We start from the raw sequence: 25,261 nt of genomic DNA, 5'->3' as shown, positions 1-25,261 counted from the left end.
GCCTGACGTCCGCCCCCGCCGCATCGCGCGGCGGGGGCCGCGTCGTCAGCCCGCGGTCGAGTTGTCCACCGCGATGATCAGTGAGGCGCCCTCGGGGGCGGCGCGCGCGATCCGGTCCGCCACCGCCGTGAGGTTGCGCTCGTCGGCGACGGTGGGCACCACGATGAGGTCGCTCGCCTGCGCGTGGTCCCGGACGACGATCGATCGGCGCCGCTCGTCGTGTGCGGTCTCGACCTCGAGCCGCTCCTCGACGCGCCGGTCGACCACGTCGTCCTGGGCGCCGATGACCTCGACGGGGACGCCGCCTGCCTCGCGCGCGAGCACCCGGGCGGCGGCGAGGGCCAGCTCCGTCGCGGGCCTGCCGGCCGGCGCGGTCACGCTCTCGTCGATGACGACCAGCACGCGGCGGATCGGCACGTCGCCGTCACGGATCAGCAGCATGGGTACGAACGCGCGGGTCAGCACCCGGTCGATCACGCCGCCGAAGCGGGCCCCGTGCCGGTCGGTCCCGCCCTTCCAGCCCATGACCAGCAACGAGGCCTGCTGCTCGACCAGGGTGTGCGCGATCCCGGCGTCGGTCGAGACGTCGATGCGCAGCACGCTGCGTGCCTCGGCGCCCGCCGACTGGGCCACCTGGAGCACCTCTTCGTCGAGGGCGCGGACCTGCTGCAACGTCTCCCGGTCGATCTCCGAGGGGACCACCATGAGCGGGACCACCAGGCCGCCGTCGGCCCGCGCGAACGCCGAGGCAACCCGCATGAGCCGTGGCGCCGTCGCGGGGTTCGCCAGGGGCACCACCACCACCTCGCCGAGGTCGCGCACGGGCTGGGGCCGCGGCAGGCGAGGCGCGTACCTGGTCGCCACCGCCGGTGCGACGACGCAGGTCACCAGGATCACCATCATGACCGCATTGACGGTGCTCTCGTCGATCAGTCCGACGTTGAGCCCGACCACGATCGCGGCCAGGGTGGCGGCCGCCTGGGCGGCCGACAACGAGAACATCGCGCCGATCTCTGCGCCGGTGTAGCGCAGCAGCTTCCCGGCCGCCCACGCGGCGCCGAACTTCGCCACCAACGCCACCGCCGTGAAGACGCCGCCGACCAGCAGCGTGCGCGGCTCCAGCAGGACCTCGATGTCGACGAGCATGCCCGTTGCGAGCAGGAACAGCGGCACGAACAGGGTCGCGCCGAGGAAGTCGATGCGCTCCATGAGCGCGCCACCGTTGGGAACGCTGCGGTTGAGCGCCAACCCGGCCAGGAAGGCGCCGACGATCGCCTCGATGCCGATGATCTCGGCAAGGGACGCCACCACGAACAGCGCCACCATCACGAACAGGAATCGCAGAGAGCGATCCTGGCCGCGTCCGCTGAAGAACCGCCGGGCGAGCCGAGGCAGTCCGTAGACCACGCCGGCGGTGACGACCGCCATCGACGGCAGCAGGGTGAGCCAGAACACCGGGGTGAGCGCGCCCTGGTGCGCCCTGGCGACCACGGCCAGCACGAGCAGCGCCGCCGTGTCGGTGATGATGGTCGCGCCGACCGACGTCGCCACGGCCCGGTTGCCGATCGTGCCGACACGCTGGTAGGCGGGGTAGGTCACCAACGTGTGCGAGGCCCAGCACGACGCCAGCAGCACCGAGGCCAGCAGGTCGTAGCCGAGGGCGAGCGAGGACACGGTGCCCAACGCCATGGGAACCAGGAACGTCAGGATCCCGAAGCCGATCGAGTCGCGCCGGTGCTCGATGAAGTCGTCGAGGTCGAGCTCGAGTCCGGCGACGAACATCAGGTACAGCAGGCCGACGTTGCCGAGCACCTCCACCACGCCGGCGCGCTCGACCAGCCCCAGTCCGGTCGGGCCGATCGCGAAACCGACCACGACGACGGCCACGACCTCGGGCAGCCGGAGTCGGCGCGCGAGGATCGGGGCGAGCAGGATCGCTGCGGTCAGGACCGCGAAGAGCAGACCGGGTCGCTCGAGCGGCAGTTGCGGCAGGACGAACGACACCTCGACCTCGGGTGGGACGCAGGGATGGCGGTCGGCTACGGCCTCACCCTGGCGCGGCCGGCGGAAACGATACCGACGGCGGGTCGAGCCGCATCGTTCCTCCGCGCGCCTGGCACCGCGGAAGGGTCACTTCGGGACGGCGACCACCACGGTCCTGCCCCGCGCCGCCTGCGCGACCCGGTGCGCGCCCCGGCCGAGCCGACTACTGGCCTGGGGGGTGATGGCGAGCACCACGTCACCCTCCCCGACACGGCTGGCCAACGCCCGAAGGACCGCCGGTTCGGTCATCACCTCGTCGGGGGTGAACGCGCCATCGAGACGGTGCATCAGCTCGTCGCGGGACAGGTCGGTCACCACGAGGACCGGGACCTCGGCCTGGCGCGTCAGGCGGTTCACGACGTCGGCCGCCAGGCTCAGGCCACGGTCGGTGCCGATGGCCAACTCGTCGGAGGTGATCACGAGCACGACCCGCTTGGTGGCCTCGTCGATCCCCGGCCGGCAGACGAGCACGGGGACCGGAGAGATGGCGACGCAGCGGTCGATCACCGTGCCGAACAGCCCACTGCGCCGGGACTGGCCCTCCCACCCCATGACGAGGCAGGTGCCCTCCTGTTCGACGACGCTGTGCAGGACGCCGCTCTCGATGGAGGCGTCGATGCGGACACTGGTGCGTACCTCGGCGCCGGTGGCCAGGGCCGCACGCTCGGCCCTCGAGGCCAGGCTGCGGTGCGCGCGGACCTGCTCGGGGGTCGCCTCGAAGGGCAGCACGTTGAGCGCGACCACGGCACCGGAGTCGGGACCCGCGACCTGGCCGGCGACCCGGACCAGCGATTCGACGGTGTTGGGGTTGGAGACGGGGACGAGGACCCGGTTGCCGAGGGAACGTCCCTCGTTGCCGGGCGGTTCGACGTTGGGGGCATGGCGGTCCGCGCTCACGCCGGCCAGCAGCGCGGTGACCATGATGACGAGGATGATCGCGTTGACCTCGTCCGGGCCGAGCAGTCCGAGGTCCTGGCCCACCACCACCGCGGCCAGTGCGCCGGCTGCCTGCCCGACGCTGAGCGAGAACATCAGCCCCCGTTCGGAGGCGGAGAACCCGAACAGGCGACCGGACAGCGACGACGCCAGCCACTTCGAGGCGACCTCGGCGGCGACGAGCGCCGCGCCCAGCGTGATCGTGGTGGGATCGGTCACCAGCGCGACGGGGTCGAGCATCATCCCGGTGCTGACGAGGAAGGCGGGGATGAACAGCGATCGCCCGAGGAACGACACCCGGTCGGCGATGACCGTCCCGTCGGGGACGAAGCGGTTGAACGCCAGGCCGGCGAGGAAGGCGCCGACGATCGGTTCGATGCCGATGGCGCCGGCCAGGATCGCCGCGAGCACCATGCCCGACAGCAGGTAGGTCAGCCGGACCTCCCGGTCCTGGCCGAGGCCGCGGAAGAACCAGCGCGTGAAGCGCGGCACGCCCATCAGCATGACGACGAGGTAGCCGGCCAACCCGATGGTGAACAGCAGCCAGTACCCGAAGCCCCCGCTCCCGGCCGCACCGGCGGACGCGACGGCGAGCACGAGCAGGGCCCCGACCGTCGCCAGCAGGGTCGCCCCCAGGCTCGCCGTCACGGCGGGATTGCGCGCGAGGTCGTAGCGGGCGATCGTCGGATACGACAGCGGGGTGTGGCTGGTCAGCGCCGAGCCGACGATCACGGCCGCCAGGAACGGCAGCCCCAGGGCGACGGCGGCCGCGGTGGTGGCCACCATGGGGACGACGAAGGTCGCGGCGCCGAAGATGACCGACTCCCGCCGCCGCCTGGCGAAGCCGGCCAGGTCGAGGTCGAGGCCACCCTGGAACATCAGGTACAGCAGGCCGACGAACCCGAGCGCATGGATCAGGACCTGCCCCGACACGATGCCGAGTACGTTGGGGCCGACGATCATGCCCAGGCCGATGAGACCGACGAGGTCGGGCAGCCGCAGCGGGCGCACCAGGATCGGGCCGGCCAGCACCAGCAGGAGCAGAACCGCGAACACCGAGCCGGCGTCGGTCAGCGGGAACAGATCGGGAAGCACAGGCGACAGACCGGGTCGGCGGGCGAGGGACGCTAGCTGAACCCAGGGGACGAACGGTCCCCCAACGCATGGCCGGTCATGCGCCGGTCGAAGGTCCCTTCCGGCCCGGCCGCCGGCCATACGACCCCGGCGACGGCACCCAACGACGGGGCAGGATGGACCATCCTGTGCATCGACGGCTGCGCGGGGCCGGCCGAGCGACACGAGGACTGTGGTGACCGACACGATTCGCGGGGCGCCCTGGGACGGGCGTCAGCCTGCGACCGGGCGCGGCCGCCAGGTGGCCTTCGCCATCGGTGGTGTCGTCGCACTCCTCGCGGTGGTCGCCGCCGTGGCGATCTCGTCGCTCAACGCCTCGATCGACCGGGTCGACGTGGACGGTCTGGGCACGGCACCGCCGACGGGCACGGGCGGCGGCACCGACGAAGGCGACGACGACAACGGGCACGGGGACGGCGACGGCAGCGGGGGCACGACCCAGGAGGTCGAGCTCGACCCGCATGCGTTGACGGTGCTGGTCCTCGGATCGGACTCGCGCGAGGTCCTGACCCCCGAGGAGCGGGTCGAGCTCGGCACCGGCTACGCCGAGGGTGAACGGACCGAGGTCATCTCGCTGGTCCGGCTCGACCCCGACGACGGCGAGGTGCGGATGCTGAGCATCCCGCGCGACACGCTGATGACGCGTTGTGACGGCACCAGTGGACGCGTCAACGCGGCGTACACGATCGGTGAAGGCAACGGTCGCGGCGGCGCGACGTGCGTGGTGCAGACGCTGCGCGACTGGCTCGGCGTCCGCATCGACCACGTGGTGAAGGTCGACTTCCGTGGCTTCGTCGACATCGTCGACGCGCTCGGCGGCGTGTCGATGTACCTCGACGAACCGCTGCAGGACGACAACGCCAACCTCGACCTCGAAGCGGGCTGTGTCCGCCTCGACGGTGCCGACTCGCTGGCGTTCGTGCGGGCGAGACACATCGACAACGACTTCGGCCGGATGGGGCGACAGCAGCGCTTCGTCAGCGAACTGCGCAACGAGTTGGCGAGCGTCGGCGTGCTCGACGACCCGGCACGCACCTACCGCGTCGCCGAGGCGGTGGCCCGGGCGGTCGAGCTCGACGACTCGCTGACGCTGAACCGCATCCAACAACTGGTCCGTGAGCACCGCGCCACGCTGCAGGGCGGTATCGACGGCCGCGTCCTGACCGGCTCGATCGAGTACATCAATGAGGCCGCCTACGTCATCGTCGACGACGCCCGTGCGCGCGAGTTGCTGCGCTGGCTCATCACCGGCGACGACCCCGCGGAACAGCGGGGCGGGAGCCGCGACGCCGACCAGGAGTCCGAGGCGCAGCATCCCGACATCGAGGCGGCCGAGGAGGACGTCGCGGCGGCCTCCGGTCGGCGGCAGGGCGGACCCGTCGGCCAGTCCCCGGACGGCCCGCGCGCCCCCATCGACCGCAGCGAGACCTGTCGATAGGTTCCCGCGCGGACGTCGGGACCGCCCGACACACCGCTGCAGGGAACCCGACGATGCCAAACGCCGTGCTCGTGGCGTTCCTGACCGTGTTTGTCGCCGAGCTCGGGGACAAGTCGCAGCTGCTCGCCCTCTCGTTGGCGTCGCGCTACCGCACGTCGCTGCTGATCGGCGCGGTGGCCACGGCCTCGGCCCTGACGATGGGCGTGTCAGTCGTCGTCGGTTCGGTGCTCGGGACCACCCTGCCCACGCGCCCGTTGCTGCTGGCCGCGTCGGCGCTGTTCGCGGTGTTCGCGGTCCGTACCTGGCGCGAGGACCCGCAGGAGGACGACGCCGAGCGGGCCGCCGGCGGGCAGGGAGGATTCGTCGCGGTCGTCGCCGGGATCTCGCTGGCCGAACTCGGCGACAAGACGATGGTCGCGGCGCTGGCGTTGGCGGCGACCACGTCCGCGGTGGGGGTGTGGATCGGGGCCACGCTGGGCATGACGTTGGCCGGCGTGCTCGCCGTCGTGTTGGGACGCGCCCTCTGGAAGCGCCTGTCACCGGTCACGGTCCGGCACACGTCGGCGATCCTCTTCGGCGTCATGGCCGTCGTGCTGCTGGTGGAGGCGCTGCGCTGACCAGGCGTCACACCAGCCGCAGCACGAGGTGGACCAGGCCGATCCCGACCGTGAGTTGACCCACGAGATCGACGAGGGCGACCGCGACCCGTGAGCGTCGGCCGCTGCGCCAGGCGAGCACCGCGTCGACCGTCCAGGTGGAGAACGTCGTCAACGCGCCACAGAAGCCGAAGCCGATCACCACCACCGCCACCGGAGGGCCGTCGCTCACCACCACGGCGGCCAGCAGCAGAGCGCCGCCGAGGTTGCACGCCGCCGTGGCACCGGCCCGTCCCCCGGTCCCATGACGGGATCCGACGGTGAGCACGAGATGGCGTACCACGGCACCGGCGGCCCCCGCAACGGCGATTCCGACCGCGACCAGCGCGAACCCGGCGCCGCTCACGACGGCGTGCCCCGGAGCCCCACAGCTGCGGCAGCCAGTCCGAGGCCGAGGTTGCCGAAGCCCCAGGCGACGGCCGCCGCGGGGTCCCCGTCCGCGGCGAGGAACGCCAGCGGGAGCACCAGCCCGGAGAACGTCGTGAGTGCGCCCAGCAGCCCGGTGCCGAGCAACGCCGCGTGCCGCCTCCACCGGTCGTCGCGCTCCGCCCCCGACAGCAACCGTGCCAGCAGGTAGGCGCCGACGACGTTGAGCCCGATTACGACCAGCAGCTCGCCGCGGGTCGCCGCGACGGCCAGCAGAACCAGCACGGAGCGCAACAGGGCTCCCAGGGCACCACCGATCGCGACATCACGAACGGTCCGGAGATCGGCGGCGGTGACTCGGGACACGAGCGCCGACCTTAGTCTTCCCCGGGTCGATCCCATGTCGCCTCCGACCAGCGAGCCAGCCATGTCCCGCCTCACCACCGCCCCCGCGAACAACGGGGTCGTCCTCCTGACGCTGGACGCCTCCGAGCGCCGGAATGCGCTCGACCTCGCCACGATGCAGGACCTGGTGGCGCAGCTGCGCGCGGCGGACGAGGACGACCGGGTCCGGGCGGTCGTGCTGACCGGCGTGGACCCCGCCTTCTGCGCCGGGCTCGACCTCGAGGCGGTCGGCGCGGGTGACCTCGTGCTCGAGGAGGTCGAGCACCTCGACGCCGACCCGTGGAAGACGCTGCAGGAACTGCGCACGCCGACGATCGCGGCCGTCAACGGGGCCGCCGTGACGGGCGGCCTCGAGCTGGTGCTGTGCTGCGACCTCGCCATCGCGTCCGAGCGGGCGCGCTTCGCCGACACCCACACGCGGGTCGGTATCCATCCCTCGGGAGGCCTGTCGGTGCTGCTGCCGCGCTACGTCGGGCTGCGCGACGCGATGGGGATGAGCCTGACCGGCCGCTTCGTCGCTGCGGACGAGGCGCGTGCGATGGGCCTGGTCAATGCCGTGGTCGAGCACGACGAACTGCTCCGGACGGCCATGGCGGTCGGCGACGCCATCGCCGAGACCGACCCGGTCGTGACCGCCGAACTGCTGCAGACCTATCGTGAGCTGTCCGGCGTGCCGCTGGCAGACGCGCTGGAACGGGAGCGTCGCCGCGGACGCGCCCTCGCGGTGGACACCGACGCGGTCGAGGCACGCCGCGCCGCGGTCATCGAACGCGGGCGCCGCCAACTGTGACGTCCGGCACGGTCCGAAGGTCCCGGCAGGTTGGGGACCTGCGGCAGCCGAAACGGGTCTTGTGCCCGGCGACCCCACCCGCCGACACGACGACACTCTTTTCAACGGCACCACCCACCTACGGTGCCCACCCAGAAAAGAGATCCACCATGAGCGCCACCCAGACCCGCCCGGTCACCACCCCCGCCGTCGAACTCCAACTGCGCCCCAGCCGGCTGTTCACCCTCGTCGCCATCGCCGCCATCATCGTCGGTGCCTTCTCCGCCATCGGCGGCATCGGCGGCGCGGTCTACACCTACCGCACCGCCGCCGTGGAGAACATCACCACCCCAGACGACGCCGTGTTCGCCGAGGTCCCCGTCCGCGGACCGCTGTCGATGTGGGCCCAGTCCGACATCATCACCCACCACCAGCTCGACCGCACCGAAGGGCTGCGCTACGCCGAGATGGAACGCATGATCCCCCAGCTCGACGAAAACGGTGACGTCGTCCTCGACGACGCCGGCGAACCGGTCATGGTCGAAAACGCCGCCCGCATGAGCTGGATCAACGCCACCGCACTGACCACCGTGCTCGGCCTGGGGATCCTCTCCTACGCCTTCTCCGCCTTCGCCCTCGCGGTCGGCACCGTCCTGATCGGTCTGGGCCTGGTCGTCCTCAAGCTCCGCCGCGACGCCGTCGCCTTCTGACCCAAGCCACGCCTGACCTGAGCAGGCGCCACGACTCCCAGAGGTGGGTCGCGTGAAGGGCCGGTGGGAAACCACCGGCCCTTCACCATGCCTCGAAGCGGCGGCCCTTCGCTTCTGGTGTCCATTTCGCCGGATTCGTGCGGTCCGGGTGAGCGGCTGGCCGCACCTCGCTCGGCCGACCACCGGACGTGGTGGCGGCCGTCCGGTCCAGCCACGGTCGGTTACGGACGGTTGACCAGCGCGACGCCGGGGCGCAGTCTCGTCGGCACGGCCCGACGGCGGCGCTTGACCATCCTCAGGGACCGTCATCGCCTCACGGGAGTGACGAGAGAACGCGTCGGGTCGGCCGCTGGTGATGCCGGCGGACGGGACGGCCCCACGGCGTGGGGTCGCGGGAGCGTGCCCACGCGCACGCACGACTGGGGGGAAGACGCATGGCACGACGCAACAGATGGCGTGTCGCGGCGGCGGGAACGCTGATCCTGTCGCTGTCCGGCTTCGGCCTGGCGCCGGCAGCCGCGCACAACGGGGCCGATGACAAGGTCAAGGAGGTCGCGCCCGACGAGGTCGACGGGGACCGCGACCACGAGGACGAACACGGCAAGGACAAGCACGGCAAGGACAAGCACGGCAAGGACGCCAAGCACCACAAGGGCGTGCACCTCAGCGACCCGCTGCTCGACGGGCTGCTCGGACCGCTCGGCTTCGCCGTGAGCAAGGACGGTTCCATTACGGTCGCGGAGGTCTTCGCCGGCCGGCTCACGCAGCTGACCCGGGGAGGCGAGGTCCGCACCCTGTTCGAGGGTCCCGTCGGCGGCGGCGTCGCGGTCCACGGCAGGAAGGAGGTCGTGTTCACGGTCACACGTTTCCCCGAGCCGGTGGAGGAGCCCGAACTCGAGACCCCGGGCGAACCGGGCGAGGAGCTGCCCGACATCGAGGCGACGCTCGAACGTCTGCGGCCCAACGGCCAGCAGGAGACGCTGGCGGACCTGTGGCTCTACGAACAGCAGAACAACCCTGACCAGATCAACACCTATGGCTTCCGCGACCTCGACGAGGCCTGCGCCGCGCAGCTGCCGGAGTTCATCCCGCCGGTCTACACGGGCATCCTCGAATCCAACCCGTACGCCGTCACCACGGACCGCGGCGGCTGGTTGGTGGCCGACGCCGCGGCGAACGCCATCCTGCGGGTCCACCGGAACGGGACCATCTCGACGGTGGCCGTGCTGCCGCCGGTGCCGAACCTGGTCACCGAGGAGCTCGCGGCGGAGTTCGGTCTGCCGGCGTGTGCCGTCGGCGCGACCTACTGGGGTGAGCCGGTGCCGACCGATGTCGAGGTGGGTCCCGACGGTCACTACTACGTGAGCTCGTTGCCGGGCGGCCCGGAGCTGCCGGGAAGCGGTTCGGTGTTCCGCGTCCACCGCAAGACGGGCGAGGTGACCCAGGTCGCGACCGGCTTCACGATGGCCGTCGATCTCGCGATCAGCCGCGACGGCACGATCTACGTCGCGGAGCTGGCGACCGACTTCGAGGCCATGACAGGCCGGATCAGCAAGATCCGCAACGGCACCGTCAGCGTCTTCTACGAGGCTGACACCACCGTCAGCGCACTCGAGATCGCCGGTCACGGCAAGCACGAACGCCTCTACGCCGCGATGGGCGGCATGGAGGCACCCGACGGGGTGATCGTCGTGGTCCATCGCTGAAGCAGGTCCGGACACGCGGCCGGCCGGCGTCCTCGCCGGCCGGCCGTGTCACGCCAGCAGCTCTTCGTCGCGCCGATCCCGCACGTATGCGCCTGCGACGCGACCTCGAGCCGAAGCCGCGACATGGCCTCCCCGCGACCGGTTCCCCTCACCGCTCCGCCGCGGCCCGGGGGTCACGACGTTCGGGCCCTCACCAGTCGATGAGCCCTGTCCGGCGTCCGTGTGAGATGGCCCGCCTCGCGAAGCCAGGCGACCGTGTCACCCAGGGTCTCCTCGAGCCGCCGGTAGCCGACGCCGAGCTCCACCGCAGCCCGATTCGATGCGACGCCTGCGTGCCCGAGCACCACCTCGACGGCGTGCGAGCTCCCGGACGGGGCGAGCGGCGTGAGCGCCGCCACGAGATCCATCCCCCTGCCCACGGCGCGGAACGCCCAGCGCGGAACGTGGACCGGCCTGATCGGAAGCCCTGCCGCTTCGGCGAGCCCGCGCGCGAGCTGGTCCAGGTCGAGATCGTGCCCGGTGGCCATGAACCGTCGGGGTCCACCACCAGGCTCGAGCACCGCAGCATGGATGGCGGCCACGTCGCGGACGTCGACGCACGGCAGCGTCCCGGGCAGCACCTGCGGCCGCCGGGGTTGCACCAGCGAGAGCGCAAGCGCGTTGCTCTCGCCCAGGTACGGATCATGGGGACCGAGCACCGCGCCCGGATAGACGATGACGACCGGCGCTCCGTCGTCCTGCAACCGGCGCGCGATCATCTCCTGTGCCGCCTTCGAAGCGCTGTACCCCACCTTCGACGAGGCAACGGGGCTCTGCTCGCCGATCGGCCCGTGGCGCAGATCGAGCGCCACGTAGCTGGAGACGTGCACCACCGGATCGAGACCGCGCTCGACCGCCCGCGTCAGCACCACCTCGGCCAGGGCGCGGTTGGTCTCGACCAGGTGCCGCTGCTCCCGCGCCGCCCAGGTGAACACGGTGGCGACGCTCACCACCGCGTCGCAGCCCTCGAGCGCCGCATCGACGGCCACCGGGTCACGGCAGTCGCCGGTCAGGTGCTCGATCCCTGTCACCCCCAGGGGACCGAGAGCCGTAGGCAGCCGCTCCGGGGAGCGGACGAGCGCACGGACCTGGTGTCCGTCTCGGGTGAGTGCGGCCGCGGTGTGCGCCCCGACGAAGCCGGTCGCACCGGTGACCAGTATGCGCATGGTCCACCTCACGAGCTCCGGGGGCCCGCCCACCCCCTCGCGTCGACTGTGCGCTCGCCCGCGCCGGTTCGTCAACCGCTCGAGGCGTCGAGCTCGCGACCGCCGAGCGGTCCCAGGAGGGCCGCTGTCAACGCGAACGGGAGACGCCGACAGCGTCTCCCGTTGGTGGACCGCGTGGCGCGGTCGGTGGGTGGGCGAGGGGGGACTTGAACCCCCATGTCCTTTCGGACACACGGACCTGAACCGTGCGCGTCTGCCAATTCCGCCACCCGCCCAGGTGGAGTCGCGGACGGTACCACCCGCCCGACGACGACGGCAACGTCGCGGCCGGGGCACCCGCCGACCTGCATGCGATGGGACGAGAAGTGCCGTGCGACGTTCGGACAAGTGAATCCCTGTAGCGCTCAGCTAGGCTCCGCGCGAACTCTGCAAGCGGGCGTAGGTGCCGATCTCGGCCGGGTAACCGCACCACCGGGGCCTCGCGACACCGCGCGGAACCAAGGGTCTACAGCCGAGTCGGACAGCAATGGGCGTGTTACAGGACTTCGAGCGACGCCTCGAGGGCGCCGTCGAGGGCTTCTTCGCGCGCGCATTCCGCTCCGGCCTGCAGCCCGTCGAGTTGGCCAAGGCGCTACAGCGCTACGCCGAGGACAACCAGCACGTCACGGCCGACGGCGTCGTGGTGCCAAACGTCTACCGCATCCACGTCAGCGAACGCGACCACGACCGCCTGAGTTCCTTCGGTGCCTCGCTGCCGCGTGAGCTGGCCGAGGTGGTCGTGCGCACCAGCGCCGACCGTGGCTGGTCGCTGCGCGGCCCGGTGAAGGTGCGCATCGAGGTCGACGACGACGTCCGGTTCGGGATGTACGACCTCGCCGGTCGGGTCGAGGTGGTCGATCCTTCGGCGCCGTCGGGCGCCCGCCTGCGCGGCGGTTCCCGCGCACCGGCGACGCGTCCACCGTCCGCGAACGCCCCGGCCGGGCTCGACCAGACCCAGGTGGTCCCGCCGGTACCGCGCGCGACGCTGCACCTGCGACTGGCCAACGGACCCAACAAGGGCGCCACGTTCCCGCTCACCGGTCAACGCCTGACCCTGGGTCGCATGACGAACTGCAGCGTCACCCTCGACGACACGACGGTCTCGAGGGAGCACGCCGCGCTGGTGCGGCGTGGCGAAACGTGGTGGGTCGTCGACCTCAACTCGACCAACGGCACCAGCGTGAACGGGGTGCAGGCGGCCGAGCAGCCCGTCGCGGTCGGCGACCGCGTCGAGCTCGGCGACGCCGTGGTCGAGCTCGTGGAGGGGCCGGCGTGACGGTTGCCCTCCTGACGGTGCTCAAGTTCGGGCTGCTGCTGTTGCTGTACCTGTTCCTCGCCAGGACGCTGCGAGCGGTCGTCATCGACCTGTACGGCCCCCGTCGCACGTCGCCGCCCGCTGCGCGCCCGAAGTCGGCCGCCCCGGCACCCTCTTCGCGGAAGTCTCGCCGGGTTCCCCGCGAGATCGTCGTCCACGCACCCGAGGGCGGTACGCGCAGACATGGGCTCGGAGGGCATGGCGTGACACTGGGTCGCTCGCCCGGCGTCGACGTGGTCGTCGATGACGTCTACGTCTCCGACGAGCATGCCCAGATCCTGCCCGACGACGGCGGCTGGTCGCTGCGCGACCTCGGCTCGACCAACGGCACCTACCTCAACGGGGCGAAGGTGACCCGGCCGACCCCGCTCGCCGACGGCGACCAGGTCCGGCTCGGCAAGACCCGCATCGAGGTGCGCCGATGAAGCGCATGATCGCCTCGGGCGGCACCCATGTCGGCCGCGTCCGCCAGGGCAACGAGGACTCCTACCTCGTCGCCGAGAGCGTGTTCGCGGTCGCCGACGGCATGGGCGGCCACCTCGCGGGCGAGATCGCCTCGGCCAAGGCGCTCGAACCGATCGAGGCGCTCGACGGCAAGGTCTTCGCCGACACCGACGACGCCGACGGGGCCCTCCGCGACGCCGTCATCGAGGCCAACGACACGGTCTCGCGCATGGCGGACGACGAGCCCCGCTACCGCGGCATGGGCACCACGCTGACCGCCGCCATGATCGAGGGCAGGCGCCTGCACGTCGCGCATGTCGGCGACTCGCGGGCCTACCTGCTCCGCGGCGACAAGTTCAGCCAGCTCACCGACGACCACACCCTCGTCCAGCACCTGATCGACGAGGGCCAGATCACCCGGGAAGAGGCCGCGAAGCACCCGCAGCGGTCCATCATCACCCGCGCCATCGGCGTCTCCCACGAGGTCGAGGTCGATTCGATGACCATCGACATCGAGCCCGGCGACCAGGTGCTGCTGTGCTCGGACGGCCTGACCGGCGTCCTCGACGACGACCACATCGCCGAGGAGCTGCGCAACGGCGACGACGCCGACACCGTGATCGAACGGCTCATCGAGGCCGCCAACGCGCGCGGCGGGCCGGACAACATCACGGTCGTGATCCTGCGCTGCGACCCCGACGCCCCGGACGAGCCGCCGCCTTCCAAACGCGGCGGTGCCGCCGCGGCCACGGGGTTGGCCGCGTCCGGCGCGACCGGCTCGGGGGAGCGTCGCGATGGCGGCGCTCCCGTCACGATCAGCACGCGGCAGGACGCGGGCTCGGGCGACTGGGCTGGTCGGCTGGGCAACTACGGCGCACTCGGACGCGCCGGGTCGCGGGTCTACGACGGCGGCGACGACCGCAGCTCGCGTGGCTGGGTCGGACGCGTCCTCGGCGTGTTGCTCGGGCTGGCCGTGCTGGCCGGGATCGTGTTCGTCGGCGGCCGGTTCCTGCTGTCGCAGCAGTACTTCGTCGGTCTCGACGACGAGCAGGTCGTGATCTACCAGGGCGTCGACGTCTCGATCGGGACGTGGAACCTGGCCAGGATCGTCGAGCGCACGGACCTGACGCTCGACGACGTGCCGGCGTGGTACCAGCCGGCGCTCGAGGACGGCATCCACGCCCCCGACCGCAACGTCGCGCGGCGCATCGTCGCCGGCGCGCCGCGACGTGACGCCCCGTCCGACGAGGCGACGGACGGCGGGACGGGCGAGGCGACGGACGGCGAGCCCGACTCCTCGACCGACGGGGACGCCGGAGGGTCCGGCGACGACGCGGCCGAGCAGCCGTGAGCGCCGCGACCGGAACCGCCGGTCGCGGTGATGCCCGCCGCTCGGGCAACAAGCTGCGCTCGACCGAGGCGCGGCTGCTGGCCTTCGCCGTGGTCATCACCGTGGCGGCCAGCGTGCTGCTCGGCTGGTCGCAGAGCCCGGAGTTGCCGCCCAGCGCGATCATCACCGGCGTGGCGCTGACCGTCATCGCGATCGTCGCCCACGTCGTGGTCCGTGCGACCGCGCCCGACGCGGACCCGACCCTGCTCCCGCTGGCGTTCCTGCTCAACGGGCTCGGCCTGGTCTTCGTCCGCCGGGTCGACCTCGCCGCCGGCAGCGACCTCGCCACGACCCAGACCCTGTGGACGGCGGTGTCGGTGGCGGCGATGTGCGCCATCCTGGTGCTCGTGCGGGCGGTCCGCACCCTGTCGCGCTACCAGTACACCTTCGGGCTGCTGACGCTGGTCCTGCTGGTCCTGCCGCTCGTGCCGGGCCTCACCGCCGGCACGATCAACGGCGCGCAGCTGTGGATCGACGTGCTGGGTATGCGGTTCCAGCCCGGCGAACTCGCCAAGCTGACGATGGTCGCCTTCCTCGCCGGCTACCTCGAACGCAAGCGGGCGCTGCTCTCCGTGGCGAGCCAGCGGCTCGGGCCGCTGCTGATCCCGCCGCCGCGCCACCTCGCTCCCGTGCTGCTGGCGACGGGCATGGCGCTGGTCGTCATGGCCGGCCTGCGCGACCTCGGCTCGGCCCTGCTGCTGTTCGGCGCCTTCCTCGCCGTCCTGTACGTGGCGACGGGCCGGGCCGCCTACCCCCTGCTCGGGCTGGTCGCCTTCGCGATCGGCGGCCGGATCGCCTACGCGCTGTTCCCGCACGTCCGGGTCCGCGTGTCGATCTGGCTCGATCCGTGGTCGCAGGTCACCGATGCCGGCTACCAGCTCGCGCAGAGCCTGTTCGCCCTGGGCACCGGCGGGCTGACCGGTGCGGGGCTCGGCGGTGGACGCCCGCAGGACGTGCCCTTCAGCGCCACCGACGCCATCTTCGTGGTGATCGGCGAGGAGCTCGGACTTCTCGGCGCGACCGCGGTCCTCGTCGCGTTCCTGCTCCTGGTCGTCCGCGGCTACAAGATCTCGCTGACCGCCCGCGACGAGTTCGGCACCCTGCTCGCGCTGGGGTTGACCGTCACCATCGCCCTGCAGACGTTCGTGATCATCGGCGGCTTGACCCGGGTGGTGCCGCTGACCGGCATCACGCTGCCGTTCGTGTCCTACGGCGGCTCGTCCCTGCTGGGCAACTACGTGCTCATCGCGTTGCTGCTGCGTATCAGCGACGAGTCCCGCGGGGCCGCGCGGGGGCGCGCCCAGGACCGTCCCGGCCCCCGACGGCGTGCGGGCGCCGGGTCGAGGTCGGGCGGATGAGCAAGCAGATCGGGCGCATCGCGACCTTCACCCTGCTGCTGTTCGGTGTGCTGTTCGTCAACCTCAACCTCATCGCGCTCGTGCAGGCCGACGACCTGACGGCGCACCCGGCCAATCGACGCCTCCTGATCCGCGAGTACGAGATCGAGCGCGGCCCGATCGTGGTCGGCGAGGAAGCCATCGCCCGCTCGGTCCGAACCGAGGGTGACCTGCAGTACCTGCGCGAGTACCCGGCCGGCGCGTTGTACGGCCACCTCACGGGGTACTACTCGTTCATCATCGGGCGCTCGGGCCTCGAGGCGGCACTCAACGAGGATCTGATCGGGCAACCCACCGAGGTGTTGGCGCAGAACCTCGGGGGCCTGCTCTTCGCCGACGACCAGGCCGGCAACACCGTCGAGCTCACGATCCTCCCCGAGGCACAACAGGCGGCGGCGGACGCGCTGGAGGGACGGGTTGGCGCGGTCGTCGCCCTCGACCCACGCACGGGAGCGGTGCTGGCCAGCTACGCCAACCCGACCTTCGACCCGGGGCCGCTGTCCACCCACGACGCGGCCGGCATCCGCGAGGCCTGGGAGCCCCTCCGCGACGCGCCGGAACGGCCGCTGGTCAACCGGGCCATCGCCGAGACCTACCCCCCCGGCTCGACGTTCAAGTTGCTCACGGCGGCGGCCGCCCTCGAGAACGGCTTGTCGCCGGAGACGGCCTTCCCCGACGAGGGCACCTACGACGTCCCCCAGACCGGTTCGGACATCGGCAACTTCGGCGGGGGCCTGTGCGCCGACGGGGACACGATTTCGCTGGCCGACGCCATGCGGGTGTCATGCAACACCGTCTTCGCCCGGCTCGGCGTCGAGCTCGGCGAGGACGAGCTGATCGAGATCGCGGAGCGGTTCGGCTTCAACCGCCAGCCACCCTTCGAGCTGCGGGTCGCACGCAGCGCGATCCCGAAGTCGATGGACGTGCCCTCGACCGCGCAGAGCGCCATCGGGCAGCGCGACGTCCGGGCCACGCCCATGCAGATGGCGATCGTCGCGGCCTCGATGGCCAACGGCGGCGAGCTGGTCGCTCCCCACCTGGTGCGCTCGGTCCGTGATCCCTCCGGCCGCCTGCTCCGCGAGGCCAGCCCCCGCACCTGGGACGAGGGGCGCTTCGACAGCCAGGTCGTCAATGGCGCCATCGCGAGCCAGCTTCGCGACATGATGATCGAGGTGGTCGAGAACGGAACGGGCACCCGGGCACAGATCGAGGGGGTCACGGTCGGCGGCAAGACCGGGACCGCGCAGACCGGTGGCGCCCCGACCGTCTGGTTCGTCGGCTTCGCCGACGACGAGGTGGCCGTGGCGGTCGTCCTGCCGGAGGCCGGCGACGACGCCACGGGCGGGCAGATCGCTGCACCGATCGCCCGCGCGGTCATGCAGGCGGCCCTCGGTCGCTGACCCCGACCGGTGCGGTCCCGGCAGCGATCGGCTCCCAGACACCATTGCTACGCTCGGCGGTCGTCCCGCTCGTTCTCGTCGCTTCCGACGTCTTTCCCCGGCACGGAGCCAACGGTGTCCCAAGGTCGCGTGCTCGTCGACCGCTACGAACTGCGCCGCCCGCTCGGGCGTGGGGGCATGGCCGAGGTCTGGGCCGCCCATGACCGCACCCTCGATCGTGAGGTCGCGATCAAGCTGCTGTTGGACCGGTTCCGCGACGACGAGGCCTTCACCAACCGGTTCCACGACGAGGCCCGCCACGTCGCGCGGCTGAACCACCCCAATCTCGTGGCGGTCTACGACACCGGCGCCGAGGTCCCCCCGGACGTGGACCCCGCCTCGGGCATCCTGCAGCCGTTCATCGTCATGGAACTGGTCGAGGGCCGTTCGCTGCAGCAGGCGATCGACGCCGGCGGCCTGACCGAGGACCGGTCGCTCGAGGTCGTCGCCGACGTCTGTGCCGCGCTGCAGTACGCGCACAGCCGCGGCCTGGTGCACCGCGACGTCAAGCCGGGCAACATCCTGCTCGCCGACGACGGCACCGTGAAGGTCACCGACTTCGGCATCGCCCGCGCCGTCGGAAACGAGAACGTGACGCGGACGGCGGCCGTGCTCGGCACGGCCGCCTACCTCGCGCCCGAGCAGGCGCAGGGGCTGGAGGTCGACGAGCGCTCCGACCTGTACTCGCTCGGGGTGGTCCTCTACGAGGCCCTGACGGGTCGGCAGCCCTTCCGCGGCGACTCTGCCGTCACGGTGGCCTACCAGCACGTCCAGGAGCCGCCCCGCCCGCCACGCGAACTCGAGCCGTCGGTGTCGCCGGCCGCCGAGGCCATCACCATGCGCGCCCTGGCCAAGAACCCGGCCAACCGGTACCAGGACGCCGGGGCGATGCGCGAAGACCTGCTCAACGCCCGGGTCGGCAACCCGGTCGCGGCCCCGGCCGTTCTGACCCCGAACGAGACGGCCCTGCTCGCACCGACCGCGGTGGCCCGCCCGCTGCCCTCCCACGAGCAGGAACGCCGCAAGAAGGGCGCCCTGTACGGCGTGCTGGCGGTGCTCGTGATCCTGGCCCTGATCGGGGGCGCCTATGCGCTGGCGGGGATGTTCGACGACGACACCCGCCGCGTCGCGGTCCCCGACGTGGTCGACCAGACCCTCGAGGCGGCCGAGGAGATCCTCACCCGGCAGGGGTTCGTGCGCGGCGAGGTGACCGAGGAGGTCTCCGACGGCGAGGCGGGACGTGTCCTGCGCCAGTCCCCGTCCGCGGACACCATGGCCCCCGAGGGCTCCGAGGTCGACCTGGTCGTCTCGGTCAGCGAGGAACTGGTGACGGTTCCCGACGTCGAGGGACGCACCGAGGAGGAGGCGTTCCGCGCCTGGCGCGAGGCCGGGCTCGCGGTCGGCAGTGGCACCCCCCAGCCGAGCGACGACGTCGAGGCCGGACGCATCATCTCGACCGACCCGGAGGCGGGCGCCGAGGTGCCGCTCGGCAGCCGCATCGACTACGTCGTGAGCACCGGCCGCGAGGAGGTCGTGGTCCGGCCGGTCACGCAGTACAGCGAGTCCGAGGCCCAGTTCCGGCTCGAGGAGCAGGGGTTCGAGGTCAACATCCTGCGCGAGTTCGACGACGTGGTGTCCGAAGGCTTCGTGATCCGGCAGGACCCGCCGGCCGGGACGCGTCGGCCGCGCGGCGACATCATCACCATCGTCGTCAGCCGCGGGCCCGAGGAGATCGAGCCGGAACCGACCGAGGAACCGGAGCCGGAGCCGACCGAGGAACCGGAGCCGACCCCGACGGAACCTTCGCCCTCGCCCACCGAGCCGTCACCCTCGCCCACCGAGCCGGAGCCGTCCCCCACCGAGGACCCACCCGAAGACGGCGACTGACGCGGGACGACGCACCCAACCGCCAGCATCCTCAGATGGTCGCGCGGTCCTCGGGGGCGTCGAGGGACGTGGCCGCCAGCACGGCGCGGACGAGACTGCCGATCGCCGAGGCCCCGGCCGCGAGCGCGAGTACGACGGCGATCCGGGCGACCCCGATCGGGAGCGGACCCGGCACGATCGGGCGCCACAACGTGGCGAGGTGCAGGATTCCCCAGACGAGTACCGGGATCCCGGCGGTCGCGGCGATCATGGGTCCCCGGACGTCGGCGGACCCGCCGCGTCGGGTGAGCAACCAGCCGAACAGCAGCAGTCCCAGGGCCATTGCCGGCAACACCACGAGCATCGGTTGTGCGTCCGTGCCGGCAGGCAGACCCGCCACCTCGCTGACGCCGACACCGAGCGCGATCACGCCGGCGACCGCGGCGACGACCGGCGTGGCCGTCGGGCGTCGTGCAACGACCAGGGCAGCGCCGGCCAACGCCACGGCGATCAGCAGCCCGGTGTACAGCGGCGACGGGCCGGGAACCCAACGCAGTTCGCCGAGGATCTCGACCGACTCGCCGTCGACGACGATGGGTACCCGCCAGTCGGTCACCGCCTGCACGCTGCCGGCGGTCGGGTCCACCTGCGGCGGCAGGCTGGGACTCATGAAGTGGATGCGGTGGTCGTGCCAGGCATAGGTGCCGTCGTCGGCGACGAGGGTGAACACCGGTTCGGCATCGGCGTCGGCATGCGGCGGCAGGTCGACCTCGAGTTCGCCGTAACGGGCGTCGTTGAACCATCGCGCCGGTGACCGCTCGTTGACCAGGACGTTGCCATTGGCCTCGAACCGCAGGTAGGGCTCGCCCTCGTAGCCAGGCACCTCGGCGGTGACACCGGGCTCGACGTGCAGGACCAGGAAGGCGTCACCGCCGAGGATCTCGACCGACACCGGGACGTCCCCCGGCTCGACGCCCGTCACGATCGAGTCGTAGTGGGTCGGTCCGGCCGGGTCGGCGGCCGCGGGCGCGGCCGACAGCATCAGCACGGTCCCGGTGAGCGCCGCGAGGAGACCGCGGCGTCGCGCGGCCCTCATGGCGCGTCGCCGTTCATGCGCCGGCGACGGGCGAGGAGCAGGGCCGCGCCCGCCAGCAACAGCACCGCGGCGACCGCGACGATCACGGGCAGGAGCGAGCGGTCGGCATCGTCGCCCGCCGCGGCCGTCCCGTCGTCGTTGTCGGTGACCTCGCCCTCCCCGGTGGTCGCGTCGTCGGGTGCGTCGGCGTCCGCCGCGTCCTCGGCATCGTCGGTCGTGGCGTCCGGCTCGGCCCGCGCGTCCGGGTCGGTCTCGGGCGCGGCGTCGGGGGCGGCGTCGGGATCGCCGTCCGACCCGCCGTCGAGGTCGGCAGCCGGTGCCTCCGGCGGTGGTGGGGCGGCGGGATCGGCGGCCGTCAGCGTGACCGAGACGGCCGGGTCGTCGGCCGGCTCGTCGGGGGTTCCGACCCAGCGGTAGCTGGCACCCTCGCAGCCCTGGAACACGGCGAGGTGGCGCTGGTCGCCCTCCTCACCGGAGGCGACGACGTCGAGGTCGAACGTCGGCGCGGGGACGCCCGCCCCGTCCGCGGTCCACACCACGACCGAGGTGGCACCGGCCGTGGTCTCCTCGAACTCGACCTCGTAACCGTCGGTCGGAGCCACCTCGACGATGCGCAGCCAGTCCGGAACCTCGAGCGCGACCTCGAGGGTGGGGATCTCGTCCCCTTCGTGGCCGCCGCATCCGTGGGCCATCGCGAGCGTCATCGTCGCCAGGGAGTCGACCGGGAGTTCACCGCCGCGGACGAACGGATGGGCGAGGGCCGGTGCGGCCACGAGCGCGGTGGCGACGAGGGCGGCCGCGCCCCCCCGGACGAGGGTTCGCTGACGTGACACGCAGGACTCCTAGGGGTTGACGACGACACGCACACGCGCGTCGGCCTCGGTGAACCGGTCGATGCCGGCGACCACCCGGACCTCCCACGCACCGGGGAAGCGCAGGTCGTCGACGTTGGCGGTCCAGTGGCCGGGCCCGACGACGTAGGGCTCGATCTCGATGGGACCGATCTGTTCGGGAACGTAGGTCAGCTCGAGCCGCAGTTCCTCGACGGCGTCGGCGGGGCGGCCGGTGTCGTCGAGGACGTAGACGTGCAGCGCGTTGCGGCCGACCCGGTTGGGGTCGACCACCAGGTCGACGTCGTAGTCGTCGTTCAGCGCGACCGTGACGTGGTAGGCGCCGGTGATGCCGGCCGCCTCGGCGGCCGGGCGCTGGATCACCAGGAATCCGGTCACCGCCAGCACCGCCGCCAGGCCGAGCGCCTCGACGGCGAGCGTGCCGCGCAGCTGCGACCAGGCACGCTGCGAGCGCACGACCGCGCGCTCGGTCTGCGCCGGTTCGAGGTCGGTCGCCCCTCCGGCGGGCGCCATCCTGGCGGCGATGGCGGGCTCGAGACGCCAACGGTTGTAGGCGGCCGCGAGCAGCACGCCGGCGAAGACCATCAGCTTCGCCAGCAGCGTCCAGCCGTAGCCGGTGGACAGCAGCGCACGGGGGGACCGCACCAACACCACCGACATCGCGACGCCAGCCGCCGACAACGCGACCACCGACCACAGGGCGATCCGGCTGAACCGCACCACCAGCCCGGCCGCCGCGACCGGATCGTCCTCCAGCCGGCGCGTGCGGACGGTGAGCAACAGCAGCAGCAGGCAGCCGGTCCAGACGGCGGCGCCGAGCAGGTGCACGACGTCCGCCCCGGCGAGCAACCACACCGGCTCGACGGCCCGTTGGTGCCCGTCCAGCGCGAAGGAGGCCGCCGCCAGCGCCCCCGTCAGCAGGATCTCGGCATGACGCGCCGCACCCCCCTCGTCGGAGGCGCCGACGCGTCGCCAGGCGAGGACGAACCCTGCCAGTGCGACGAGCCGCAGCAGCGTGCCCTGCCCGAAGGAGCTGAACACCAGCGTCTCGCCGAGGCCGCCGCCCGGCAGGAACGTCCCGGTCAGCGGGCGTCCCGTGACGGCGACCGCCTGCACGGGTACGGCGAGCAGGCTGGTGACGGCGGCGAGGAGCGCGCCCCGGACCGCCCAGGTCCAGGCCAGCTCGCGGTCGTCCCTGCCCGAGGCCACCCACGCAGCGAACGCCGCGCTGCCGGCCGCCACGACCACGCCGAGGTAGGTCAGTGCACGCAGGACGGGACCGACGACCGCCGTCCACGACGAACGGGCACCGCCGAACAGTTCGGCGATGGTCGCGTCGTCGACCGCGTCGGCGTCGCCGACGGTGAACGCGACGGTTCCGGCGATGGGGTGGCTGTCCGCCGAGATGACCCGGTAGGTCACCACGTAGCCGCCGTCGGGCAGTGACGGCGGCAGGCCCACCGCCACTTCGCCGGGTGACGCCGTCGCGGCCGGGCCGGTGTCGACCCGCGTCGCGTCGGCGTCGTAGACGCGAACACCGTCGGTCGGGGCGTCGACGGGTTCGTTGAACCGCAGGACCACCGACGCCGGGGCCGCCTCCAGCCGGGAGCCGTCAGCCGGCAGCGTTTCGGTCAGCGAGGCGTGTCCGGCGGCGGGCAGCGCGTGCAGGAACAGCCACCCGAAAGAAAGGAGCCCGACGAGCAACGCCCGCGTCGCCACCGCGGCACCAAAGGGCCGGTCGGCGGTGAGGCGCACGGGTACGGCTCCTGGTCCGGGACGTGGAAGCACCGGCGGCGGCCGGCACGCGCGCCAGGGTACGTGGGGCCCCGGAGCGCCGGCGCCGTGGCTGTCAGTGGCCGCCGAGGATCTCGCCCCGCAACGCCGCGGCGCGATCGTGGTGACCGAGCTGCTCGAGGAGCCCGACCTCGACGACCGCGAGTTCGCGCCGGGCCTCGACCACCTCGGGGGCGGGATCACCCTCGAGCCGGCGCACGGTCGCGTCCAGCACGGCGACCGCTTCGTCCGGCCGGTCGAGCTCGGCCAGCAGTTCCGCCCGCTCGCGCTGGGCCGAGGCCAGCTGCGTCCGCGCCGCCGGGTCGTCGGTCGCGCAGCTGACCACCTCGGCGAGGGCGTCGGCGGCCTCGACGGTCCGGTCGAGCCCCCGCAGCGCCGCCGCCCGGATCCGCATGGCCATGGCCAGCTGCTCCGCCTCCAAGGCCTCGGACGGGTCGAGATCGGCCCGCAACGACTCCGCCACCGTCAGTGCCTCGTGCAGTTCGTCGAGTGCGAGCAGCGCGGCCGCACGGTTGACGCGCCCGCGCACGACCTGGTCGTGGGTCACCGGGTCGGGCGCCTCGCCGAAGGCGACGATCAGCTGGTCGTACGCCTGCAGCGCCGCCAGGTGGTCGCCGAGCGCGTCCAGGCAGATTCCGCGGCTGAGCAGCGCCATGGCGATCTCGTGGCGCTGATCGGGGTCGTCGAGGTCGGCGGGAGCGACCGCCGCCTCGCCGTACGCGGCCGCGGCGGCTTCGAGCTCTCCGAGTTCGGTCAGCAGCAGCGCGCGCTCGAACCGGCCCGTGAACAGCGTCTCGCGCACCACAGGATCGGTCGGGTCACCCTCGGCAGCCGCGACCAGGAGGGCGTCGCAGGCGGCCAGCGCCGCCTGCAGTTCCCCGGACTCGTGAAGCTCGAGGACGCGGTCGGCGTCGGCTCTCAGTCCGCGGGACCGTGCGTCCATCGTCGCCTCACCACCGCAGCAACGCCGCCACGCCGTCGTGCTCACCGAGCGGGGCCGCCGGTGACTGCGCGACGGGGGTCACCGCCGCACCGGTGGAGACCGCCTTCTCGATCATGCGTTCCACGAACAGCGGTTCCTCGGTGAACTCGACGCCGTCGGACTGCGCCAGCTGACCGCCGACCTCGGGGTGCAGCGTGTCCTCCGACGAGCGGAAGCCGGTCAGCTGCAGGCGGTCGTCGAAGAGCAGGTGCGCAACCCGGCCCTCGTTGAGCGCGTCGCAGACGTTGCGCAGGCCGACGGCACCGGCGTTGCCCGACAGCGCGCGATCGAGTGCCCGGTCGACGAGCTCGTGCTCGCGGACCTCGTGGACCGAGCGCAGGATCGGCCAGGCGTTGGCCGAGATCGCGGCAGGCGTCAGATGCTCCCAGTCGGCCTCGGCGTGGATGACCCGCAGGCCGTCGTTGTCACCGACCAGGTTGGCCACGTAGTCCCGCAGCTGCGCGCCACCCGAGACCACGAGACGGTCCCAGCCCTGTTCCTTGGCCGTTCCGAGGACCTCCTCGACCTGGGAGCGCAACCACCGGTTGCGGTTCTCGTCGACGCGGTGCTCGAACATCTCCTTGTGGTCGACGCCGTGGCCCTGGATCTGAGGCGCCGCAGGGGAGGGACCGCTCTTGCGGTCGGCCGTCTGCGCGTCACCGAGTTCGAAGGCGTCGGAGGTCAGCTCCTCGGCCTCGCCCACCTTCCATCCGAGCAGCCGGGAGCCGCTGCGCGACACCACGAGGATGCCGGCCGGTCGACCCTCGTCGACGGCCGCGACCAGGGGCCGCAGGAACGCCCGGTCGTGCAGCACGACGCGTTCCTTGAACGGGATCTGCAGCGCCACCGAGGCGGTACGGCCCGACGCGACACCGACGAACAGGGCGCGACCCTGGCCGTGTGCCTTGGGATCGAGGAAGCGCTCGAGTTCGCCGTCGATGGCGTCGAGACGCTTGTCCACCGCGGCCGCGAGGTCGCGGTCTCCGTCAGCCAGCCTGGCCTTGAGCGCCTTGACCTGGTTGCGGATCTCGATGGGTTGGGTCGGCTGTGGGTCGGCCGCCTGAGCCGGTGTGTGCCCAACGTAGAACGAGAGCACACCCCGCTCGTCCGTGAAGTCGATGAGGTCGTTGATGAGCGAGTCAGCGAGTTTCATGCGGTTGACCGTAGCCCCCGGCGGGGCCGCATGCGCAGGCCGGTTCCACCGACGGACGACGGGGGGACCTCGACCGCTTTTGCGACCGTCGCGGACCGACGTGGTTCAAGGGGCTCCGCAGGCGGGA

The 25,261-nt window shown here is 72.2% G+C and carries 21 protein-coding genes and 1 tRNA gene; 11 read left to right on the top strand and 11 right to left on the bottom strand.

The genetic code is table 11. The features are described from left to right. Positions 1 to 45: 45 nt before the first annotated feature. On the bottom strand, positions 46 to 2,004 hold the full coding sequence (locus ACERMF_RS01285) for a cation:proton antiporter (RefSeq protein WP_373667206.1): 1,959 nt from the start codon (positions 2,002 to 2,004) through the stop codon (positions 46 to 48). A 126-nt stretch (positions 2,005 to 2,130) separates the two neighbouring features. Next, positions 2,131 to 4,074, bottom strand: a complete 1,944-nt coding sequence (locus ACERMF_RS01280; protein ID WP_373667204.1) for a cation:proton antiporter — start codon at positions 4,072 to 4,074, stop codon at positions 2,131 to 2,133. A 214-nt stretch (positions 4,075 to 4,288) separates the two neighbouring features. Here ACERMF_RS01280 and ACERMF_RS01275 point away from each other — a divergent pair, with 214 nt between their 5' ends. Together ACERMF_RS01275 and ACERMF_RS01270 are read left to right on the top strand one after the other, a co-directional pair. Then, complete coding sequence (locus ACERMF_RS01275) at positions 4,289 to 5,551, top strand: LCP family protein (protein WP_373667202.1); 1,263 nt, start codon at positions 4,289 to 4,291, stop codon at positions 5,549 to 5,551. Positions 5,552 to 5,604: 53 nt separating this feature from the next. Then, a complete protein-coding gene (locus tag ACERMF_RS01270) occupies positions 5,605 to 6,168 on the top strand; it encodes a TMEM165/GDT1 family protein (protein WP_373667201.1) in 564 nt (187 codons plus the stop codon). A gap of 7 nt (positions 6,169 to 6,175) precedes the next feature. On the opposite strand, the gene ACERMF_RS01265 is transcribed toward ACERMF_RS01270, so the two are convergent. Together ACERMF_RS01265 and ACERMF_RS01260 are read right to left on the bottom strand one after the other, a co-directional pair. Further along, a complete protein-coding gene (locus ACERMF_RS01265; protein ID WP_373667200.1) occupies positions 6,176 to 6,553 on the bottom strand; it encodes a CrcB family protein in 378 nt (125 codons plus the stop codon). Continuing rightward, the gene (locus ACERMF_RS01260) at positions 6,550 to 6,939 is read right to left on the bottom strand and encodes a CrcB family protein (protein WP_373667198.1); all 390 of its coding nucleotides are present in this window, start codon (positions 6,937 to 6,939) and stop codon (positions 6,550 to 6,552) included. The genes ACERMF_RS01265 and ACERMF_RS01260 overlap by 4 nt, the downstream gene beginning before the upstream one ends. A gap of 61 nt (positions 6,940 to 7,000) precedes the next feature. On the opposite strand from ACERMF_RS01260, the gene ACERMF_RS01255 reads away from it, so the two are divergent. The 3 genes from ACERMF_RS01255 (at position 7,001) to ACERMF_RS01245 (ending at position 10,163) form a co-directional block, all read left to right on the top strand. Beyond that, positions 7,001 to 7,768 (top strand): enoyl-CoA hydratase, encoded by a 768-nt coding sequence (locus ACERMF_RS01255; protein WP_373667197.1) that lies wholly within the window; start codon positions 7,001 to 7,003, stop codon positions 7,766 to 7,768. Positions 7,769 to 7,917: 149 nt separating this feature from the next. Further along, positions 7,918 to 8,457: a hypothetical protein gene (locus ACERMF_RS01250; RefSeq protein WP_373667196.1), complete on the top strand. Its 540-nt coding sequence runs from the start codon at positions 7,918 to 7,920 to the stop codon at positions 8,455 to 8,457. 434 nt (positions 8,458 to 8,891) lie between these two features. After that, positions 8,892 to 10,163, top strand: a complete 1,272-nt coding sequence (locus ACERMF_RS01245) for a ScyD/ScyE family protein (RefSeq protein ID WP_373667195.1) — start codon at positions 8,892 to 8,894, stop codon at positions 10,161 to 10,163. Between the two features lie 173 nt (positions 10,164 to 10,336). Here ACERMF_RS01245 and ACERMF_RS01240 read toward each other — a convergent pair whose 3' ends face one another. Both ACERMF_RS01240 and ACERMF_RS01235 read right to left on the bottom strand, forming a co-directional pair. Beyond that, a complete protein-coding gene (locus ACERMF_RS01240) occupies positions 10,337 to 11,368 on the bottom strand; it encodes an SDR family NAD(P)-dependent oxidoreductase (protein WP_373667194.1) in 1,032 nt (343 codons plus the stop codon). A gap of 191 nt (positions 11,369 to 11,559) precedes the next feature. Further along, a tRNA-Leu gene (locus tag ACERMF_RS01235) sits at positions 11,560 to 11,643 on the bottom strand. 251 nt (positions 11,644 to 11,894) lie between these two features. Between ACERMF_RS01235 and ACERMF_RS01230 the strand changes: the two genes are divergently transcribed. The 6 genes from ACERMF_RS01230 (at position 11,895) to pknB (ending at position 19,279) form a co-directional block, all read left to right on the top strand. After that, positions 11,895 to 12,683 carry an FhaA domain-containing protein gene (locus ACERMF_RS01230; protein WP_373667193.1) on the top strand — a complete coding sequence of 263 codons (789 nt, stop codon included), beginning with the start codon at positions 11,895 to 11,897 and terminating at the stop codon, positions 12,681 to 12,683. Beyond that, on the top strand, positions 12,680 to 13,147 hold the full coding sequence (locus tag ACERMF_RS01225; RefSeq protein WP_373667192.1) for an FHA domain-containing protein: 468 nt from the start codon (positions 12,680 to 12,682) through the stop codon (positions 13,145 to 13,147). The genes ACERMF_RS01230 and ACERMF_RS01225 overlap by 4 nt, the downstream gene beginning before the upstream one ends. Then, positions 13,144 to 14,517 (top strand): Stp1/IreP family PP2C-type Ser/Thr phosphatase, encoded by a 1,374-nt coding sequence (locus ACERMF_RS01220; RefSeq protein WP_373667191.1) that lies wholly within the window; start codon positions 13,144 to 13,146, stop codon positions 14,515 to 14,517. Before ACERMF_RS01225 ends, ACERMF_RS01220 begins: the two co-directional genes overlap by 4 nt. Further along, the gene (locus ACERMF_RS01215; protein WP_373667190.1) at positions 14,514 to 15,914 is read left to right on the top strand and encodes an FtsW/RodA/SpoVE family cell cycle protein; all 1,401 of its coding nucleotides are present in this window, start codon (positions 14,514 to 14,516) and stop codon (positions 15,912 to 15,914) included. The genes ACERMF_RS01220 and ACERMF_RS01215 overlap by 4 nt, the downstream gene beginning before the upstream one ends. Next, positions 15,911 to 17,353 (top strand): peptidoglycan D,D-transpeptidase FtsI family protein, encoded by a 1,443-nt coding sequence (locus tag ACERMF_RS01210; RefSeq protein ID WP_373667189.1) that lies wholly within the window; start codon positions 15,911 to 15,913, stop codon positions 17,351 to 17,353. The genes ACERMF_RS01215 and ACERMF_RS01210 overlap by 4 nt, the downstream gene beginning before the upstream one ends. A gap of 114 nt (positions 17,354 to 17,467) precedes the next feature. After that, the gene (gene pknB / locus ACERMF_RS01205) at positions 17,468 to 19,279 is read left to right on the top strand and encodes a Stk1 family PASTA domain-containing Ser/Thr kinase (protein WP_373667188.1); all 1,812 of its coding nucleotides are present in this window, start codon (positions 17,468 to 17,470) and stop codon (positions 19,277 to 19,279) included. A 31-nt stretch (positions 19,280 to 19,310) separates the two neighbouring features. Here pknB and ACERMF_RS01200 read toward each other — a convergent pair whose 3' ends face one another. The 5 genes from ACERMF_RS01200 to ACERMF_RS01180 form a co-directional block, all read right to left on the bottom strand. Beyond that, on the bottom strand, positions 19,311 to 20,354 hold the full coding sequence (locus ACERMF_RS01200; RefSeq protein ID WP_373667187.1) for a hypothetical protein: 1,044 nt from the start codon (positions 20,352 to 20,354) through the stop codon (positions 19,311 to 19,313). Next, a complete protein-coding gene (locus ACERMF_RS01195) occupies positions 20,351 to 21,187 on the bottom strand; it encodes a hypothetical protein (protein WP_373667186.1) in 837 nt (278 codons plus the stop codon). The genes ACERMF_RS01200 and ACERMF_RS01195 overlap by 4 nt, the downstream gene beginning before the upstream one ends. Positions 21,188 to 21,196: 9 nt before the next feature. Continuing rightward, a complete protein-coding gene (locus tag ACERMF_RS01190) occupies positions 21,197 to 22,960 on the bottom strand; it encodes a copper resistance CopC/CopD family protein (protein WP_373667185.1) in 1,764 nt (587 codons plus the stop codon). Between the two features lie 94 nt (positions 22,961 to 23,054). Beyond that, entirely contained in the window at positions 23,055 to 23,942 is an 888-nt protein-coding gene (locus ACERMF_RS01185) for a hypothetical protein (protein ID WP_373667184.1), read from the bottom strand. Positions 23,943 to 23,949: 7 nt separating this feature from the next. After that, positions 23,950 to 25,134 (bottom strand): VLRF1 family aeRF1-type release factor, encoded by a 1,185-nt coding sequence (locus ACERMF_RS01180; RefSeq protein ID WP_373667183.1) that lies wholly within the window; start codon positions 25,132 to 25,134, stop codon positions 23,950 to 23,952. Between the last annotated feature and the right edge of the window lie 127 nt (positions 25,135 to 25,261).

This window comes from Egicoccus sp. AB-alg6-2, from assembly GCF_041821025.1.
Taxonomy (GTDB): Bacteria; Actinomycetota; Nitriliruptoria; order Nitriliruptorales; family Nitriliruptoraceae; genus Egicoccus.
The sequence above is the reverse complement of the archived record's forward strand: the minus strand, read 5'-3'. Positions and strand labels throughout refer to the sequence as shown.